Genomic DNA, 18,135 nt, shown 5'->3' with positions numbered 1-18,135 from the left:
GTTTGTTCTCATACCGACCCGTCGCCTGTCCAGAACTTTTTTGGAACATTCGCGAACAAACCCGATCTGTTCCGCCGATTGGCCCTATCCGACGGACAGAAGCCGCAGCGCGCGATCCTGCTCCATGAGCCACAGAAGCAGGCGCACGGCCGCGCCGCGCGGGCCCGCTAGGCCGGGGTCGGCGGCCAGCACGGCCCGGGCATCGGTCTGGGCCGTGGCCATCAGCCCGGCCTGCCGTTCGAGATCGGCGATGCGGAAGCGCGGCAAGCCCGATTGCGCCGTGCCGAGCACATCGCCCGCGCCGCGCAGGCGCAGGTCCTCCTCCGAGATCCGGAAGCCGTCCTCGCTCTCGCGCAGGATCCGCAGCCGCGCCTCGGCGGTCTCGCCCAGCGGCGGCTTGTACATCAGAAGGCAGGTCGAGGCGGCGGCGCCCCGCCCGACGCGGCCGCGCAACTGGTGCAGTTGCGCCAGGCCGAAGGTCTCGGCCCGTTCGATCACCATGATCGAGGCGTTGGGCACGTCGACGCCCACCTCGATCACCGTGGTCGCGACCAGCACCTTGGTCTTGCCCTCCACGAAACGCGCCATGGCGGCGTCCTTCTCGGCGGGCGGCATCTGGCCGTGGACGAGCCCCACAACCCCCTCACCGAACGCCGCGCGCAGCGAGCGGAACCGCTCCTCGGCGGAGGTGAGATCGGCCGTTTCCGACTCGTCGACCAGCGGACAGACCCAGTAGGCCTGCCGCCCCTCGTCGATGGCGGCATGCAGCTTGGCGATCACGTCCTCCATCCGGCCCACCGGGACGGCAGCGGTGGTGACGGGCGTGCGGCCCGGCGGTTTTTCGTCGAGCACGCTCAGCTCCATGTCGCCATATTGCGTCAGCGCCAGGCTGCGCGGGATCGGCGTGGCGGTCATCACCAGCACGTCGCAGGCGGCGTTCTTCTCGCCCAGAAGCATGCGCTGGCGGACGCCGAAGCGATGCTGTTCGTCGATCACGGCAAGGCGCAGGTCGGCGAATTCCACGTCGCGCTGGAAGACGGCATGGGTGCCCACGAGGATCTGGATGTCCCCGCGCGCGAGCGCGTCGAGCTTGGCCTGCCGCTCGCGGCCCTTGTCGCGCCCGGTCAGGATCTCCAGCACGACACCCGCGGCATCGGCCAGCGGGCGCAGCCCGGCGGCGTGCTGGCGCGCGAGGATCTCCGTCGGTGCCATCATCACCCCCTGCCCGCCCGCTTCGACCGCCGTCAGCAGCGCCATCAGCGCGACCAGCGTCTTGCCCGCGCCCACATCGCCCTGCAGCAGGCGGTTCATGCGCCGCGGCTGCGCCATGTCGGCGGCGATCTCGTCGATCGAACGCCGCTGCGCGCCCGTGGGCGCGAAGGGCAAGGCCGCGAGGACGCGGCGGCGCAGATGGCCGTCGCCCTCGGTCGCGCGCCCCTTGCGGGCCCGCTCCGTCGCCCGCGCCAAGGCCAGCGTCATCTGATGCGCGAAGAGCTCGTCATAGGCCAGCCGCTGCCGCGCCACGGTGCCGGGCGACAGGTCGGCCGCGCCTTCGGGGTGATGCGCCGCCTGCAACGCCGCAGCGAAGCCGGGCCAGCCGCGTTCGGCCAGAAGCGCGGGGTCGATCCATTCCGGCAGCTCGGGCACGCGCTTCAGCGCGGCCTCGACGGCCTTGGCCATCATCTTCGCCGTCAGCCCCGCGGTCAGCGGATAGACCGGCTCGTAGGCAGGCAAGGCCTCGCCCTCGGCCAGGACATGGTCGGGATGCGGCATCTGCGCGACGCCGTCATAGAGCTCGGCCTTGCCCGAGATCATGCGCCGCTGCCCGGTCGGCAGAAGCCGCTGGTGCAGGTCGGCCGAGCCGCGGAAATAGACCACCTGGAAGCTCGTCTTCGCGTCCTCGACCTCGATCCGGTACGGGCGGCCGCGCGTCGCAGGCGGGATGTGGCGGCCCACGGTGACGGGCACGGTGACCACCCCCGGCAACACCGCGTCGCGGATCGAGGCAACCGGCGTCCGGTCGACGCCCCCGGTGGGCAGGGTCAGCACCAGGTCCTTCGGCGTCGCGACATGCAGGTTGGCGAACAGCTTCGCCGATTTCGGCCCGATCCCGGGCAGCGTCTCGAGCCCGGAGAACAGCGGGAACAGCCGTTCGGGCCGCCCGCTCATGCGTCGCCGATCAATTCGAGCCAGCCATCCTCGTCGATCGTCTCGACGCCTAGCGCCGCGGCTTTCTCGGCCTTCGAGCCCGCGCCCGGGCCCGCGACCACCAGGTCCGTCTTCTTCGAGACCGAGCCCGAGACCTTCGCGCCCAGCGCCTCGGCCCGCGCCTTGGCCTCGGCGCGGGTCATCTTCTCGAGGCTGCCGGTGAAGACCACCGTCTTGCCGGCCACCGGGCTTGCCGCGGCGACGGGTTCCGGCGGCTCGATCTCCAGCGCGGCGACGAGCGCATCAATGGCGGCGCGCTCCTTCGGGCCGGCCATCGCCTCGCAGACCGCCAGCGCCAGCGTCGCGCCGATGCCGTCGATGCCCACCAGCTCCTCCCAGGCCGCGCGCGCCTCGGGCGGCACGTCCGCCCAGACCTTGTCGCGCGTCTCGGAAATGCGCGCGCGGCGGCCCTCTTCCTTCGCCGCGGCCCGCTCGTCGCGGATCGCGTCCTCGGCCGCGCGGTGGGCCTCGGCGGCCGGATCGGCGGCGTCGACGGTGGCGGCGAAGGCGTCCCAGTCGCCGAAATGCCGCGCCAGGTCGCGGCCGGCCACTTCGCCCAGATGCCGGATTCCCAGCGCGAAGAGCACGCGGCCCAGCGGCTGCCGGCGCGCCGCGTCGATCGCCGCGAAGAGGTTCGCGGCCGAGGTCTCGCCCCAGCCGTCGAGATTGGCGAGGCTCTTCACGCCGCCGCCATAGCGGTCCTGCAAGGTGTAGATATCCACTGGCGAGGCGATCCAGCCAAGCTCGTGAAACCGCTCGATCTCCTTCTCGCCCAGCCCCTCGATATCGAGCGCGGCGCGCGAGACGAGATGCTTGAGGCGCGCGACGACCTGCGCGGGACAGATCAGACCGCCGGTGCAGCGGCGCACGCTTTCGCCCGGCTCGCGCGTGGCGGGGCTGCCGCATTCGGGACAGGTCTCGGGGAAGTCGTAGCGCACGGCGCCCTCGGGACGGGCCTCCAGGTCGACGGCACGGACCTTCGGGATCACGTCGCCCGCGCGGTAGATCTCGACCCGGTCGCCCACTCGCAAATCGGCGCCGCCGCGGATCGGCGCGCCGGCATTGTCGCGCCCGGCGATGTAATCCTCGTTGTGCAGCGTCGCGTTCGAGACGACGACCCCGCCCACGGTCACGGGCTCGAGCCGCGCGATGGGGCTGAGCGCGCCGGTGCGGCCCACGTTGATCTCGATGGCCGTCAGCCGGGTCCAGGCGGTCTCGGCCGGGAACTTGTGCGCGATGGCCCAGCGGGGCGTCGTCGATCGGAAGCCCAGCCGGCCCTGCAGGGCCAGGTCGTCGACCTTGTAGACGATGCCGTCGATATCGTAGCCCAACTCCGCGCGCCGCGCGGCGATGTCGCGATAGAGCGCGAGGATCACATCCGGCCCGTCGCAGACCCGCGTTTCGGGATTGGTCGGAAAGCCCAGGCCCGAGAGTCGCTCCAGCGCGTCGTGCTGGGTGCCGGCGAGCGGCTCCGACAGCGCGCCCCAGCCATAGGCGAAGAAGCGCAGCGGCCGCGCGGCGGTCACCTTCGGATCGAGCTGGCGCAGGCTGCCGGCGGCGGCGTTGCGCGGGTTGGCGAATGCCTTGCCCCCCGCCTCGGCCTGCGCGGCGTTGAGCGCGGCGAAATCGGCATGGGACATGTAGATCTCGCCACGCACCTCCAGCAGTTCGGGCGCGTTCTGCAGATTATGCGGGATCTCGGCGATGGTGCGGACATTGGCGGTGACGTCCTCGCCGGTCTGGCCGTCGCCGCGGGTGGCGGCGTGGATCATGCGGCCGCCCTCGTAGCGGACCGACAGGCTCAGCCCGTCGATCTTCGGCTCGGCGGTGTAGGGGAGCGGCGCGTCGGGCGCGAGACCCAGGAAGCGGCGGATGCGGGCGTCGAACTCCGCGATATCCGTATCGTCGAAGGCATTGGCCAGCGACAGCATCCGCTGCGCGTGGCGGATCTTGCCGAAGCCCTCCGCGGGCGCGGCGCCGACCTGCTCGGACGGGCTGTCGTCGCGCTTGAGCTGCGGGAAGCGGGCTTCGATGGCGGCGTTGCGGCGCTTGAGCGCGTCATAGGCGGCATCGCTGATCTCGGGCGCGTCCTCGACGTGATAGGCGGCATCGGCGCGGGCGATGGCCTCGGCCAGACGGGCGAGTTCGGCCGCGGCCTGTTCCGCGTCGAGCGCCTCGACGGCGATCTGCTCCTGTTGCGCCACGGGGGCCTCCGCCTGCGATCCTGCACAGGGTTTAGGCCGCGGCCCCGCCGCGTTCCAGCGATTCCCGGCGGGCGGCGTCGCGACGGTGGGGAGGGATCGGGGTGCGTGGCGAGGTCTCAGGACCCTCCACCCCGTTGTCCGAAGATGAAGACCTTAGCCGACCGGCGACCATGCCAATTTCGAGCCGGGTGGCTCGGACAGTCGAAATCGGCCGGTGCTCAGGCGTCCCGTGATCGATGTGACGGCCCTCCCCGGCCAAGCGCCCGGTTTCAGCTAGAGCGCGATCACGACGCCGGATCGACGGAGATGGATCCTCAGGAGGTGATGGACCGTGGGAGGCGCCTGGCCTCGTCTCGCCCGAGCGAGGGGCCGGGGCCGAGTCCGCGCCCCAGGATCGGGCATCCGACCCGCACTAGGCCCGTCGCAGTCGCGGACCCTCCGCCGATACGGACGCGCCGGACCCGGCGCGTTCCGCCATGCGGGTCAGGCGCTGGCCAACCGTTTCGTCTCGTCGACCGGATCGCGCAGCACGTAGCCGCGGCCCCAGACCGTCTCGATATGGCTTTCGCCGCCCGTCGCCTCGCTCAGCTTCTTGCGCAGCTTGCAGATGAAGACGTCGATGATCTTCAGCTCGGGCTCGTCCATGCCGCCGTAGAGATGGTTGAGGAACATCTCCTTGGTGAGCGTCGTGCCCTTCCGCAGGCTCAGAAGCTCCAGCATCTGGTATTCCTTGCCGGTCAGGTGCACGGACTTTCCGTCCACCTCGACCGATTTCGCATCGAGGTTCACCGCCACCGTGCCGGTGCGGATGATCGATTGCGAATGCCCCTTCGAGCGGCGGACGATGGCATGGATCCGCGCGATCAGCTCGTCGCGATGGAACGGCTTCGTCATGTAGTCGTCGGCGCCGAACCCGAAGCCCTTGATCTTGTTCTCCGTGTCGTCGGAGCCCGAGAGGATGAGGATCGGCGTTTCGATCCGGCTGAGGCGCAACTGCTTGAGAACCTCGTGCCCGGTCATGTCCGGCAGGTTCAGGTCGAGCAGGATCAGGTCGTAATCGTACAGCTTGGCAAGATCGACGCCTTCCTCGCCCATGTCGGTGCAATAGACGTTCAGGTTGGCGGTGCCGAGCATCATTTCGATGCTCTTCGAGGTCGTCGGATCGTCTTCGACGAGGAGGATCTCGCATGGCTCGCTCCGGGGGACTGCTTCGGTCGTGTTTACCTTGCGTTCAATTCCTTAACTTATGGTTACCCGAGCCATCGTTAACGTCGCCTGACCTTCTTAACCGTTTCGGAAGCGTTGCAGAAGCGTCGATTTCAGCCCGTTCGTGCCGTGACGCGACATGGCCGATTGCCAGCTCTCGAATTCCTCGCGCGACAGGTCGTAGCGATCGATCGCCTCGTCGAGGCTGATCAGCCCCGCCTGCACGCCGCGGACCACCGCTTCCTTGCGGCGGGCCACCCATCGGCTCGTGCCCGCGGGGGGCAGATCGGCGCGGCTCATCTGCGTGCCGTCCGGCAGGGTCACGACATGCGGTCCCTGCCCCTTTCTGAGATACATCGCGTCCTCCTGTGGAAAAGTCGCGACTGTCTGACGCGGCGAGCCTTAAGCACGGGTGAAGCGGCGGGTTGAGAATAGGCCCGATTTTCCTATATCTGGCGCCGATCTCTCTTCCGCCGGAGTTACCGGGATGCCCCTCGACGCCCGCCTCAATTCGCTCGGCCTGCCGAAAGCGCCCGCCGACACGCGCGTGGTCGTCGCCATGTCGGGCGGCGTCGACAGCTCCGTCGTGGCCGCGCAGCTGGCCGAGGAAGGCTATGACGTCGTGGGCGTGACGCTGCAGCTCTACGACCACGGTGCGGCGCTGGCCAAGAAGGGCGCGTGCTGCGCCGGCCGCGATATCCACGACGCCCGCCGCGTCGCCGAGACGATGGGCTTTCCGCATTACGTGCTCGATTACGAGAACACCTTCCGGGAATCGGTGATCGACGAATTCGCCGACGCCTATCTGGGCGGCGCGACGCCGGTGCCCTGCATCCGCTGCAACGAGCGGGTGAAGTTCCGCGACCTTCTGGAGACCGCGAAGGACCTGGAGGCCGATTGCATGGCGACCGGCCATTACATCCAGCGCAGGCCGGGCGCGCGCGGCCCCGAGCTGCACCGCGCGGCCGATCCGGTGCGCGACCAGTCCTACTTCCTGTTCTCGACCACGTCGGAACAGCTCGACTACCTGCGCTTTCCGCTGGGCCACCTGCCCGACAAGGCCGCGACGCGCGCACTGGCACAGCGCTACGGCCTGCCGGTGGCCGACAAGCCCGACAGCCAGGATATCTGCTTCGTGCCCAATGGCGACTACGCCGCCGTGATCGAGAAGCTGCGCCCCGGTGCGGGCGAGCCGGGCGCGATCGTCGACACCGAGGGGCGCGAACTCGGCCGCCATGACGGCGTGATCCACTACACGATCGGCCAGCGCCGGGGCCTGGGCATCGGCGGGCTGAGCGAGCCGCTTTACGTCGTCAAACTGGACCCGGAGGCCCGGCAGGTCGTGGTGGGCCCGAAATCCATGCTGGCCACGCGGCTCGTCCCCGTGCGCGAGATCAACTGGCTGGGCGATGAGCCCCTCGAGGCCCGCGCCGAATGGCATCTGGGCGTCAAGGTCCGCTCGACCCGCCCGCCGCGCGACGCGATCCTGCGGCCCAAGCCCGACGGCACCGCGGAGGTCGAGCTTTTGACCGCCGAGGAAGGCGTCTCGCCGGGCCAAGCCTGCGTGTTCTACGACATGGACGGCACCCGCGTCTTCGGCGGCGGGTGGATCTGGCGCGGCTACTGAGCCCGGCCGGGCGATTTTTCGTATCCGCTAAAGCATTGGCGCTGAGCGATTTTTCGGCCCCAATGTAAATCACCTTCACTTTTTTCGGCCCGAAGGCTTGCAGGGCCCCGATGCGCTCCCCAAATCGGTAATGTGAAAGACATTCACATACAAACCCGAAGGAGACGCTCATGACCCCCGCCCCCGCCCAAGCCGTTGCAATGACCGGCTCGTGGCTCGCCCGAACCGAGGCCTGGCTCGACGCCCGAGGCCGCGGCGCCTGGATCGCCGTGATGGTTCTCGGCTTCATCTTCTTCTGGCCCATCGGCCTGGCCCTTCTCGCCTACATGATCTGGAGCAAGCGCATGTTCGCCAATCGCAACGCCATGACCTGCGGCGCACGCCGTGCCCGCCATGCCTCCGCCGCGTTCCGCTCGTCCGGCAACGCCGCCTTCGACGCCTACAAGGCGGACATGCTGCGCCGGCTGGAAGACGAGCAATCCGCCTTCGAGGAGTTCCTCGAGCGGCTGCGCGAGGCCAAGGACAAGGCCGAGTTCGACCAGTTCATGGAGGATCGCTCCAAGCGCGAGGCCCCCAAGTCCGACGACGCCTGACCGACCGTGCGGCCCCGATTTCCGGGGCCGCACCCTTCCCGATCGCCCAAGGACCCACCAGATGACCGCCATGACCTACGCCGCCGGCCTGCCCGATCCCATCCACCAGCCCGAATTCTACGAGGGCGTCGTCTCCCGCCGGGCGCTGGCCTGGATCGTCGACATCCTCATCATCACCGGCTTCACCTTCCTCGCGGGGCTTTTGACGCTCACGCTCGCGTTCTTCCTCTGGCCGGTGGCCTTCGTCGCCATCGGGGCCGTCTACCGCATCGGCACGCTGGCCAGCGGCTCGGCCACCTGGGGCATGCGCCTCATGGGGATCGAGCTTCGCGACCACCGCGGCGAACGGTTCGACAGGGTGCAATCGGTGCTGCACGTCTTCGGCTACTACCTGTCGATCAGCTTCCTGCTGCCGGCGCTGGCCAGCATCGGCGCCATGCTCGCGACCGAGCGGCGGCAGGGCCTGACCGACCTCGTGCTCGGCACCGCCGCGATCAACCGCCCGGGCTGAGCCCAGCCAAGATCGGCGCGACCTCCGGGATCCGGGGGTCGCGCCATCATTCCGATTGACCTGTCCCCTCGGTCGTCTAGGCTTCGCTCCGACAGCAGCTGACAAAGTACGATCCGATGCGCCACAGCCTACCGCTGACGCCGCAATTCTATGTGACGGCGCCGCAGACTTGCCCCTATCTGGACGGGCGGCGCGAGCGGAAGCTGTTCACCGCGCTGCAGGGCTCCGGCGCGGCGGAACTCAACGACAAGCTCTCCAAACAAGGCTTCCGACGCTCGCAGAACGTGCTCTACCGCCCGTCCTGCGCCGACTGCGCGGCCTGCCTGTCGGCGCGCATCGCCATCGGCCGCTTCCGGCCCTCGCGCTCGCAGCGCAAGACGCTGGCGCGCAACGCCCATCTGCGCCGCGAGATCACCTCGCCCTGGGCGACCGAGGCGCAATACGCGCTGTTCCGCCAATATCTGGAGGCCCGGCATGCCGATGGCGGCATGGCTGACATGGACATCTTCGAATTCGCCGCGATGATCGAGGAGACTCCGATCCGCACCCGCGTCGTCGAGTATTGGGACGACCGGGGCGAGACGCCGGTCCTGCGCGCCGTCTGCCTGACCGACGTCCTCGATGACGGGCTGTCGCTCGTCTACAGCTTCTACGATCCCCATTGCCGCGGCGACAGCCTGGGCACCCAGATCATCCTCGACCATGTCGAGATCGCGCGCGATGCCGGCCTGCCTTACGTCTATCTCGGCTATTGGGTGCCCGGCTCGCCCAAGATGGGCTACAAGGCCCATTTCTCGGCGCTCGAGATCTTCAAGAGCCGCGAATGGCGGCCCCTCGGCGATCCCGAGGAGCATGCCGAGGACACGCATCCGCTGGCGGTGGAGCCCATCGCCGAGCAGGTGGCCCGGATCGACCTGCCCGACACCGCGACCTGAGCCGTCTCAGCCCGCCTCGCCGTTCGGACCCGCGCGCCCGGTCAGGATCGCGCTGACCGGCGCGATCGCGACCTCGTCCGAGCGCCCGCCCAACCGCCAGGAATAGAGCGCGGTGACCATCTCGGGCGTCGCCCGTCCGACCACCAGGACGGACCCGCCCTGCGTTGCCTCGAAGGCGGCGCGGTCGAGATAGCGGGTGATCACCGAGGCCCGTTCGTCGCGCCCGTCGAGAACCCGGTAGAGCTGGATCGCGGGCACGCCCGCGCGCTCCGCCGCGTCGACCTCGGATCCCAGCCCGCCCGGCCGTGCCACGAAGCCCATGCCATCCCCCGCCAGCGCGCGCAGCAGCGCGTCGAGCGCGGCACGATTGTCGGCGAAGCCGCCCCGCTCGATATCGAGGACGGCCAGCGCCTCGGGCACGGCGCCCTGCGCCCCGACCAGCGCGACCTCGACATCGCGGGCGTCGCCCGCGGGCGCAAGCGCGTCGGCCAGCAACATCACCTCCTGGCCCGCGGCGCGGTAGGCGGCGGCCGCCTGCGCCGCGGCCGGGTCGGTCGCGTCGACGGCGAAGGTCACGGGAAAGTCGAAGCCGGTCAGGCTGTCGCGATCGACCGCGCCCGCGCCGTCATCGACCAGGACTACGCCGAGAAGCGGCAACCCCTCGGGGTTGTCGAAGTCGGCGGCGAAGCGGGACAGCGCCCCCGGCACGGCGGCCCCGGGCTCCGACGCGTCCGGCGCCGGGGCGGTGACGCGGTCCAGAACGTTCGCGGCGTCGCGCTCGCTGTCGAGCACGATGCGGCGCGGCATCTGCCGCGGTCCATCATCCGCCGCGGACGTGTCCGCCGCGACCGCCGCCTCGGGCTCCGCCTCGGGCGCGGGCGGCGCATCGACGATTTCCGCCTCCGGCACCACGCGGATCCCGGCGCGGCCCGTGCCCGGCGCGGCGGCGTCGGGCGCCGGCGCGAGGGGCGTCGCGACGCTTTCCATCGGAGCCGGCGCCGCCTCCGGAGCCTCTGCCGTCGCGCTCGCCTCGGGCGCGGGCGGCGCGGCCGTCTCCTCCGCCGCGACCGGCGCCGCCTCGGCGGGCGCCTCTTCGGGCTCGATCTCGGGGGCCGCGGGCTCCGCCGGCGTCGTTTCGACGGCCGAAGCGAGCTCGGCCTCCGACGTCTCGTCGACCGGCGCGGCCTCGGGCTCGACCGCGCGGAAGGTCTGCGGCGGCGCATCCTGTGGCGTCTGCGGCAGCGCCGGGGCGTCGCCATCCTCGGGGGGCGCGACCAAGGCCGCGACACTGCCCGTCTCCGGCTGCGTGGCGCTTTGCGTGTCGGGCCGCGGCGCCGCGGAGGGGGCGCTGCCCGCGGGCGGCAACCCGGCCGCCAGCGGATCCGGCCGGCCCGGGGCCTCGGGCGCGCCGAGTTCCAGCGGGCCATCCTCGGGCGGGCGGTTGAATTCGCTGCCCGCCGGAAGCTCGACCGCGTCGGCGACGGATCCCGCCGTCGTGGCGGCCGTCCGCTCCGCCCCCGTGGCCACGGGCGCGGCCGCCGGGCGATCGGGCTGCGCGGGCGGTGCCTCGGCCTGGTCGCGCAGGATCGGCTGCTGGGGCGGCGCGGTGGCGCGCTGCGGCGCGGGCCCCGGCACCAGCAGCGAAACCCCGGCCAGAAGCACGGCGCCCAGCCCCAGTGCCGATACCGATCCCAACAGAACGCCCTTCAGCATGACCAACCCTCTGCCCGTGTCCCGCGCGCCGGAACGCGCCTTGACCCTGCCCCCGGGCCTTGGGCATGTATACCGCGCGCGTGGCCCAATCCTACCCCCCGCGCCCCCGGCCGGGAAAGGAAACGGCGTGCTCCTGCTGATCGACAACTATGACAGCTTCACCTGGAACCTCGTGCATTACGTGGCCGAGCAGGGGGCCGAGGTGCGCGTGGTCCGCAACGACGCAATCGACGTGCAGCAGGCGATGGCGCTGAACCCGGCGGGCGTGCTCCTGTCGCCGGGTCCCTGCGATCCGGACCAGGCCGGCATCTGCCTCGCAATGGTCGAGGCCTGCGCCGAGACGCGCACGCCGCTGATGGGCGTCTGCCTCGGGCACCAGGCCATCGGCCAGGCCTTCGGCGGCACCGTCACGCGCGCGGCCGAGATCGTGCATGGCAAGCTGGGGCGGATGCAGAACGACGGCACCGGCGTTTTCGCGGGCCTGCCCGCGGCCTTCGACGCCACCCGCTACCACTCGCTGATCGTTGATCGCGAGGGGCTGCCCAATGCGCTGGTCGTCAACGCGCAGCTCGCCGACGGGACGATCATGGGGCTGCGCCACCGCGACCTGCCAATCCACGGCGTGCAGTTCCACCCGGAGAGCATCGCCTCGGAACATGGGCATGCCGTGCTGAAGAACTTCCTCGACCTGATGCCCGACAGCCGACCGGCCGCGGCATGACCGATCTCAAACCGCTGCTCGACGCGGTGCCCGACCGCGCCCTGACCCGCGCCGAGGCCGAGGCCGCCTTCGCCACCTTCTTCGACGGCGCCGCGACGCCCGCGCAGATCGGCGGCTTCCTGATGGCGCTGCGCACCCGCGGCGAGACCATCGACGAGATCGCCGCCGCGGCGGCCGCGATGCGCGCGCGGATGAACCGCGTGGCCGCCCCCGAGGACGCGATGGACATCGTCGGCACCGGCGGCGACGGCAAGGGCACGCTCAACATCTCGACCGCCACGGCCTTCGTGGTCGCGGGCGCAGGCGTGCCGGTGGCCAAGCACGGCAACCGCAATCTCAGCTCGAAATCGGGGGCGGCCGACGTGCTGACCCAGATGGGAATCGAGGTGAACATCTCCGCGCAAGTCGCGGAAAAGGCTTTGGAACACTGCGGCATCTGCTTCATGATGGCGCCGATGCACCACCCCGCCACGCGCCACGTCATGCCCGTGCGCAGCGAGCTCGGGACGCGCACGGTCTTCAACATCCTCGGCCCGCTCACCAATCCCGCCGGCGTGCGCCGCCAGCTCACCGGCGCTTATGCGCCGCACCTGATCCGCCCGATGGCCGAGGTGCTGGGCGCGCTGGGCTCCGACGCGGCCTGGATCGTCCACGGCGCGGACGGCACCGACGAGATCTCGATCGCCGGCCCCACGCAGGTGGCCGAACTGGCCCATGGCGAGGTCACGGAGCGCATGATCACGCCCGACGATGCGGGCCTGCCCACGCATCCCTTCGAGGCCATTCTCGGCGGCGAGCCCGAGGCCAATGCCCGCGCCTTCCGCGCGCTGATGGAGGGCGCGCCCGGCGCCTATCGCGACGCGGTGCTCCTGAACGCCGCCGCCGCGCTGGTGGTTGCGGGCCGCGCGGCGAGCCTGCCCGAGGGCGTGGCCATGGCCGCGCAATCCATCGACAGCGGAGCCGCCGGCGCGAAAGTCGAGGCCCTCGCGAAATTCACAAGCGAGGCCGCATCGTGAGCGAACCGACCATTCTCGAACGCATCAAGGCCTACAAGCTCGACGAACTGGCCGAGCGCAAGGCCGCCCGCGACCAGGCCGCGATCGAGGATGCCGCGCGCGCCGCGCCCTCCGTGCGCCCCTTCGCCGACGCGCTGCACCAGGCGTCGATCACCGGCTACGGGCTGATCGCCGAGGTCAAGAAGGCCAGCCCGTCCAAGGGACTGATCCGCGCCGATTTCGACCCGCCCGCCATCGCGCGCGCCTATGCCGAGGGCGGCGCGGCCTGCCTGTCGGTCCTGACCGACGGGCCCAGCTTCCAAGGCGACGACCAGTTCCTCGTCGACGCCCGCGCGGCCGTGGATCTCCCCGTGCTGCGCAAGGATTTCCTCTACGACCCGTGGCAGGTGGCCGAGAGCCGGGCGCTGGGCGCCGACTGTATCCTCATCATCATGGCCAGCGTCTCGGATGCGCAGGCCGCCGAACTGGAGGCCGCCGCCCGCGACTGGGGCATGGACGCGCTGATCGAAGTCCACGACCGCGCGGAACTGGAGCGCGCCGACGCGCTCAAATCGCCGCTTCTGGGGATCAACAACCGCGATCTCAACACCTTCGCTACCGATCTTCAGACGACCCGCGACCTCGCCCGCCGGGCCTCCGAGGCGCGGCTGCTGGTGTCCGAGTCCGGGCTGAACACGCCCGCGGACCTTGCCGACATGGCCCGCCACGGCGCGCGCTGCTTCCTCGTGGGCGAAAGCCTGATGCGGCAGGAGGATGTCGCCCAGGCCACCCGGACGCTGCTGGCCAACCCGCTGGTCGCGCAGAGATGAGCGGCAAGCTCAGCCATTTCGACGAGACCGGCGCGGCCCATATGGTCGACGTCACCGCCAAGCCCGACACGGACCGCGTCGCGGTGGCCGAAGGTTGGGTGAAGATGTCCCCGCAAACGCTTGAAATCGTGACATCGGGTACGGCGAAGAAGGGCGACGTGATCGGCACCGCGCGCCTCGCCGGCATCATGGGCGGCAAGCGCACGGCCGAGCTGATCCCGCTCTGCCACCCGCTGCCCCTGTCGAAGCTCGCCATCGACATCGCGCCCGATCCCGACCTTCCCGGCCTGCGCCTGACCGCCACAGTCGCCACGCGCGGCCCTACGGGCGTGGAGATGGAGGCGCTGACCGCGATCTCGATCGCCTGCCTGACCGTCTACGACATGGCCAAGGCCGTGCAGAAGGACATGGAGATCGGCGGCATTCGCCTGCTGTCGAAAACCGGCGGCAAGTCGGGCGACTGGACGGCGCCGTGATCTCGGTCGCCGCTGCGACCGAGGCGCTGCTGGCGCTGGTCCGCGCGATGCCAGTCGAAGCCGTTCCGCTGGCCCGGGCCGGCGGTCGGGTCCTGGCCGAGCCGATCCGCGCGCGCCACGACCAGCCGCCCTTCCCGGCCTCCGCCATGGATGGCTACGCCGTCGCGGCCGACACCGTCGCGCCCGACGACGCCTTTACGGTCATCGGCGAGGCGGCCGCGGGTCATGCCTTCGCGGGCGGCTGCGGCCCCGGTCAGGCCGTGCGCATCTTCACCGGCGCGCCCCTGCCGCCGGGCGCGACCCGCGTCCTGATCCAAGAGGACGTCGCGCGCGACGGTGACCGCATCACCGTCACCGCCGATCCCGGCGACGCCACCCATATCCGCGCCGCCGCCTCGGATTTCGAGGCGGGCTTCGCGCTGCATCCCCGCCGGCTCAACAGCCGCGACGTCGCGCTGGCCGCCGCGATGGGCCACGCCGATCTCTCCGTGCGACGCGCGCCCGAGGTGGCGATCCTGATGACCGGGGACGAGCTCCGCGCGCCCGGCACCGCGCTGCGGCCGGGCGAGATCGTCGCTTCGAACGGCTACGGCCTGGCCGCTATGCTGCGCGCCGCCGGTGCAAGCCCGCGCCTTCTTCCGATGGCGCGCGACACCGGCGAAAGCCTCGCCGCCGCGCTGGATATGGCGGCGGGCGCGGATCTCGTGCTCACCATCGGCGGCGCCTCGGTCGGGGATCACGACCTCGTCGCCGGCGCCGCCGGGGCCGCCGGGATGGAGCTTGCCTTCCACAGGGTCGCGATGCGCCCCGGCAAGCCCCTCTTGGCCGGTCGGCTGGGCGCGGCGGCGCTGGTCGGCCTTCCCGGAAATCCGGTCTCGGCAATGGTTTGCGGCGTGATCTTCGTGTTGCCGATGGTCCGCAAGATGCTGGGCGAAGACCCCACGCTCCCCATCGAAACCCTGCCGCTCGCCGCACCGATCCCGGCCAACGGCCCGCGGGAGCACTACATGCGCGCCCTGCGCCTGCCCGACGGGCGCTGCCGCGTCGCGGAGCGGCAGGACAGCGCGCTGCTCTCGGTGCTGGCCGCCAGCGACCGGCTGGTGCTCCGCCCGCCCGGGGACGCCGCGCGGCCCGAGGACGATATCGTCCGCACGATCCCCCTGCCCGCCTGACGCCGCCCACCGGCCGGGGGCCGCCCAGCCCGGGCACGAAGCGCGAACGTCCGGTTGACACAAAACCGGAACCTTCCTAGAACGAAAGCGCATTGCCTCGACGGCACAAGGAGATAGACATGCTCACGCGCAAGCAGCGGGACCTTCTGGCCTTCATCCACAAGCGCGTGCAGCGCGATGGTGTCCCGCCCTCCTTCGACGAGATGAAGGACGCGCTGGACCTGCGCTCCAAGTCCGGCATCCATCGCCTCATCACCGCTCTCGAGGAGCGCGGCTTCATCCGCCGCCTCGCCCATCGCGCCCGCGCGATCGAGATCATCCGCCTGCCCGAGGACCTCGCCGCGTCGGGCGGGTTCGTGCCCCGCGTGATCGAGGGTGACGGCCCTGCGCCGCGCGCGCCCGCCACCGCGCGGACGGTCCAGGTCGACGCGATCGAGCTGCCGCTGATGGGCCGCATCGCCGCCGGTGTCCCGATCGAGGCGATCAGCGAAGTCGAGAACCACGTGGCCGTGCCCGGCCAGATGCTGGATCGCGGCGGCGAGCATTACGCGCTCGAGGTGCGCGGCGACTCGATGATCGACGCGGGCATCAATGACGGCGACGTGGTCGTGATCCGCGAACAGGACGCCGCCGACAATGGCGACATCATCGTGGCCCTGGTCGAAGGGCACGAGGCGACGCTCAAGCGCTACCGCCGCCAGAACGGCATGATCGCGCTGGAGGCCGCCAACCCGGCCTACGAGACGCGGCTTCTGCGCGAGGATCAGATCCGCGTGCAGGGTCGTCTGGTCGGCCTGATCCGCAGCTACTGACGCGGTCTCAGCGCGGAACCCAGGGCCGCGCGCCCTGCCGGTCCCGCGCTGAGATCTCCCACCAGCCATCCTTGCCCGGGTAGAGCGCGATCGTTCCCGTCGCCCGCAGGGCCTCCGCGTCGAGGACGCGGCATCCCGCGACCGGCGCCTCGGGCGGGTTCGGCGTGATCAGCCAGCCGCCGAGCGTCGCGCAATCGGCCGCGCGGTCGGGCAGGTCGCGCTTGCCGCGCGCCACGTGAAGGCGCGGCAGGTCGGGATCACCGGGACGGGCCCGGGCCGCGGCCAGGGGCTGCGCCGCCGCGTCGCCGTCATTCTCCAGCCAGGCCTCGGCGGTGAAGCCGGCCCCGCTCTCGCGGCTGAGCCAGCGCCCCTCCGCCCCGGCGAGGCCCACCAGCCGCGCATCTTCCGCGATCAGGACCGCGGGCCGCACTGTCACGGCCCAGCCCGCCAGCCCGCAGGCGAAGACGGCGACGCCCAGGGCCCGGCCCCGGCCGCGCGCGCAGCCCACGATCGCCATCCCCAGCCCGATGAGCGGCAGGACCGCCGCCCCCGGTGCGACCACGGGCCGGACGGCCTCCGGCAGGGCCGCGACCCAGGCCGCGACGCCCAGGATCCACTCGATTCCCAGCCCCGCCAGCGCCAGCGCCCATCCTTCGAGGCCCAGCGGCCAAAGCAGCATCGCCACGAGCAGAAGCGGCATCACCACCGTGCCCATCATCGGGACCGCCAGCAGGTTCGCCAGCACGCCGAACTGGCCCAGCCGGTTGAAATGCGCCGCCGCGAAGGGCGCGGTGGCCGCGCCCGCCACGATCGAGGAGACGAGCAGCGCCAGCACCGCGCCGCGCCAGCCGCGGGTCCAGCCGCCCAGATCGAGCGCCGAGATCCGGCGGAAGGCCAGCACCAGCGCGCCGGTCGCGGCGAAGGACATCTGGAACCCCGGCCCCGTCAGCGCCTCGGGCCGCCAGGCCAGCACGATCAGCGCCGCGATGGCCACGCTGCGCAGCGACAGCGCGCGCTGGCCCAGCAGCACCGCGCCCAGCATGACGGCGGCCATCACGAAGGCGCGCTGCGTCGCGATCCCGCCGCCCGACAGGAACAGGTAGGCCAGGGCGAAGGGCAGCGCGACGCCCGCCGCCCATTGCCGCGTCGGATAGCGCAGCGCGAGCGGCGGGATCAGCGCCAGACCGCCGCGCACGGTCCAGAAGACGAAACCCACCAGCAGGCCCATATGCAGCCCGGAGATCGCCAGCAGATGCGCGAGATTGGAGGCGCGCAGGTCGGCGACCACCGCCTCGGACAGCGCGCTGCGATCGCCCGTGGTGATCGCCGCCGCCACCGCGCCCGGCTGGCCCGGCAGGCGCGCCCGCAGCCCGTCGCCGATCGCCTGCCGGATGGACGCGACGCGCGTGGCCCAGCCGGTCTCGGCCTCCGCCGCCTGCAACAGCGGCACCCGCGAATAGCCGAGCGCGCCCAACTTCAGGAACCAGGCGTGGCGCTGGAAATCGAACCCGCCCGGCTCGGTCGGCCCGGCCGGCGGCGACAGATGCGCCGTCGTCATGATGCGCTGGCCCGGCATCGGCGGCACCTCGGCCCCGCCATGGAGCGAAATCCGCACGCGCCGGGGCGTCTCGGCCTGCGACACGCGGTCCAGCCGCACGCGGTCCAGCGTCAGCCGCACCGCGCCGGAGGCCGAGCGATCGATCGCGCGCACCCGGCCTTCCACCGCGCCGTAATACCGGAAGTCGAGAACCGGCCCCGCGACGAGCTGCGTCCGCGTCTGCGCCGCCAGACCGCCCAGCAGGAAGACGGCGCAGCAGAGCGGCAGGAACCCCGCGCCGGCCCGGCCGCGCCACGCCAGCGTGAGGAGTGCTGCGGCTGCAAGCACCACCGCCAGACGGGCCGCGCCGCCGGGCTCGGCCGGAAGGGCGAAATAGGCCCCGATCCCGCAGGCGAAGACGGTCGCGAGCCAGGGCAGGCGGTGGCCCCGGAGATCCTGGCAGGCCAAGGCGATCCGGGCGCCGAACCCCGCCTCCGCGGGCGCCCCGACGGTGGCGGCGGGCTGCATCCTTGCCCTCCCCCGATGGGCTGCTAGAACGCGGCGATGCTGGCCCGCCCAGGGTTTACAAACCGTT

General features: G+C 71.4%; 16 protein-coding genes. 10 read left to right on the top strand and 6 right to left on the bottom strand.

What is annotated here, in order from left to right:
* Positions 1-84 precede the first annotated feature (84 nt).
* The 4 genes from recG to sciP form a co-directional block, all read right to left on the bottom strand.
* On the bottom strand, positions 85-2,169 hold the full coding sequence (gene recG / locus P8627_RS16135) for an ATP-dependent DNA helicase RecG (protein WP_279965275.1): 2,085 nt from the start codon (positions 2,167-2,169) through the stop codon (positions 85-87).
* Positions 2,166-4,412, bottom strand: coding sequence for an NAD-dependent DNA ligase LigA (ligA, locus tag P8627_RS16130; protein WP_279965274.1), 2,247 nt, complete (start codon positions 4,410-4,412; stop codon positions 2,166-2,168). Before ligA ends, recG begins: the two co-directional genes overlap by 4 nt.
* Positions 4,413-4,895: 483 nt before the next feature.
* A complete protein-coding gene (gene ctrA, locus P8627_RS16125) occupies positions 4,896-5,549 on the bottom strand; it encodes a response regulator transcription factor CtrA (RefSeq protein WP_279965273.1) in 654 nt (217 codons plus the stop codon).
* 147 nt (positions 5,550-5,696) lie between these two features.
* Positions 5,697-5,975, bottom strand: a complete 279-nt coding sequence (gene sciP, locus P8627_RS16120; protein WP_279965272.1) for a CtrA inhibitor SciP — start codon at positions 5,973-5,975, stop codon at positions 5,697-5,699.
* Between the two features lie 130 nt (positions 5,976-6,105).
* Here sciP and mnmA point away from each other — a divergent pair, with 130 nt between their 5' ends.
* The 4 genes from mnmA (at position 6,106) to P8627_RS16100 (ending at position 9,284) form a co-directional block, all read left to right on the top strand.
* Complete coding sequence (gene mnmA / locus P8627_RS16115; RefSeq protein WP_279965271.1) at positions 6,106-7,245, top strand: tRNA 2-thiouridine(34) synthase MnmA; 1,140 nt, start codon at positions 6,106-6,108, stop codon at positions 7,243-7,245.
* Positions 7,246-7,415: 170 nt separating this feature from the next.
* A complete protein-coding gene (locus P8627_RS16110; protein ID WP_279965270.1) occupies positions 7,416-7,838 on the top strand; it encodes a DUF2852 domain-containing protein in 423 nt (140 codons plus the stop codon).
* Between the two features lie 61 nt (positions 7,839-7,899).
* Entirely contained in the window at positions 7,900-8,349 is a 450-nt protein-coding gene (locus tag P8627_RS16105; RefSeq protein WP_279965269.1) for an RDD family protein, read from the top strand.
* Between the two features lie 116 nt (positions 8,350-8,465).
* Positions 8,466-9,284 carry an arginyltransferase gene (locus P8627_RS16100; protein ID WP_279965268.1) on the top strand — a complete coding sequence of 273 codons (819 nt, stop codon included), beginning with the start codon at positions 8,466-8,468 and terminating at the stop codon, positions 9,282-9,284.
* A gap of 6 nt (positions 9,285-9,290) precedes the next feature.
* Here the strand turns inward: P8627_RS16100 and P8627_RS16095 are convergent, their stop codons facing one another.
* Positions 9,291-10,997 (bottom strand): divergent polysaccharide deacetylase family protein, encoded by a 1,707-nt coding sequence (locus tag P8627_RS16095; RefSeq protein ID WP_279965267.1) that lies wholly within the window; start codon positions 10,995-10,997, stop codon positions 9,291-9,293.
* 127 nt (positions 10,998-11,124) lie between these two features.
* On the opposite strand from P8627_RS16095, the gene P8627_RS16090 reads away from it, so the two are divergent.
* The 6 genes from P8627_RS16090 to lexA all read left to right on the top strand — a co-directional run bounded on the left by P8627_RS16090 (position 11,125) and on the right by lexA (position 16,003).
* Positions 11,125-11,718, top strand: a complete 594-nt coding sequence (locus tag P8627_RS16090) for an anthranilate synthase component II (protein WP_279965266.1) — start codon at positions 11,125-11,127, stop codon at positions 11,716-11,718.
* Positions 11,715-12,734: an anthranilate phosphoribosyltransferase gene (trpD, locus tag P8627_RS16085; RefSeq protein WP_279965265.1), complete on the top strand. Its 1,020-nt coding sequence runs from the start codon at positions 11,715-11,717 to the stop codon at positions 12,732-12,734. The genes P8627_RS16090 and trpD overlap by 4 nt, the downstream gene beginning before the upstream one ends.
* A complete protein-coding gene (gene trpC / locus P8627_RS16080; RefSeq protein ID WP_279965264.1) occupies positions 12,731-13,543 on the top strand; it encodes an indole-3-glycerol phosphate synthase TrpC in 813 nt (270 codons plus the stop codon). The genes trpD and trpC overlap by 4 nt, the downstream gene beginning before the upstream one ends.
* Complete coding sequence (gene moaC / locus P8627_RS16075; RefSeq protein WP_279965263.1) at positions 13,540-14,019, top strand: cyclic pyranopterin monophosphate synthase MoaC; 480 nt, start codon at positions 13,540-13,542, stop codon at positions 14,017-14,019. The genes trpC and moaC overlap by 4 nt, the downstream gene beginning before the upstream one ends.
* Positions 14,016-15,191, top strand: a complete 1,176-nt coding sequence (locus tag P8627_RS16070) for a molybdopterin molybdotransferase MoeA (protein ID WP_279965262.1) — start codon at positions 14,016-14,018, stop codon at positions 15,189-15,191. The genes moaC and P8627_RS16070 overlap by 4 nt, the downstream gene beginning before the upstream one ends.
* Before the next feature lie 119 nt (positions 15,192-15,310).
* Positions 15,311-16,003 (top strand): transcriptional repressor LexA, encoded by a 693-nt coding sequence (gene lexA / locus P8627_RS16065; RefSeq protein ID WP_279965261.1) that lies wholly within the window; start codon positions 15,311-15,313, stop codon positions 16,001-16,003.
* Positions 16,004-16,010: 7 nt separating this feature from the next.
* On the opposite strand, the gene P8627_RS16060 is transcribed toward lexA, so the two are convergent.
* Entirely contained in the window at positions 16,011-18,068 is a 2,058-nt protein-coding gene (locus P8627_RS16060) for a ComEC/Rec2 family competence protein (protein ID WP_279965260.1), read from the bottom strand.
* Between the last annotated feature and the right edge of the window lie 67 nt (positions 18,069-18,135).

It is taken from the genome of Jannaschia sp. GRR-S6-38 (assembly GCF_029853695.1).
GTDB classification, from domain to species: Bacteria; Pseudomonadota; Alphaproteobacteria; order Rhodobacterales; family Rhodobacteraceae; genus Jannaschia; species Jannaschia ovalis.
Note: the sequence above shows the minus strand (reverse complement) of the source record. Positions and strands in the feature narration are given on the sequence as shown.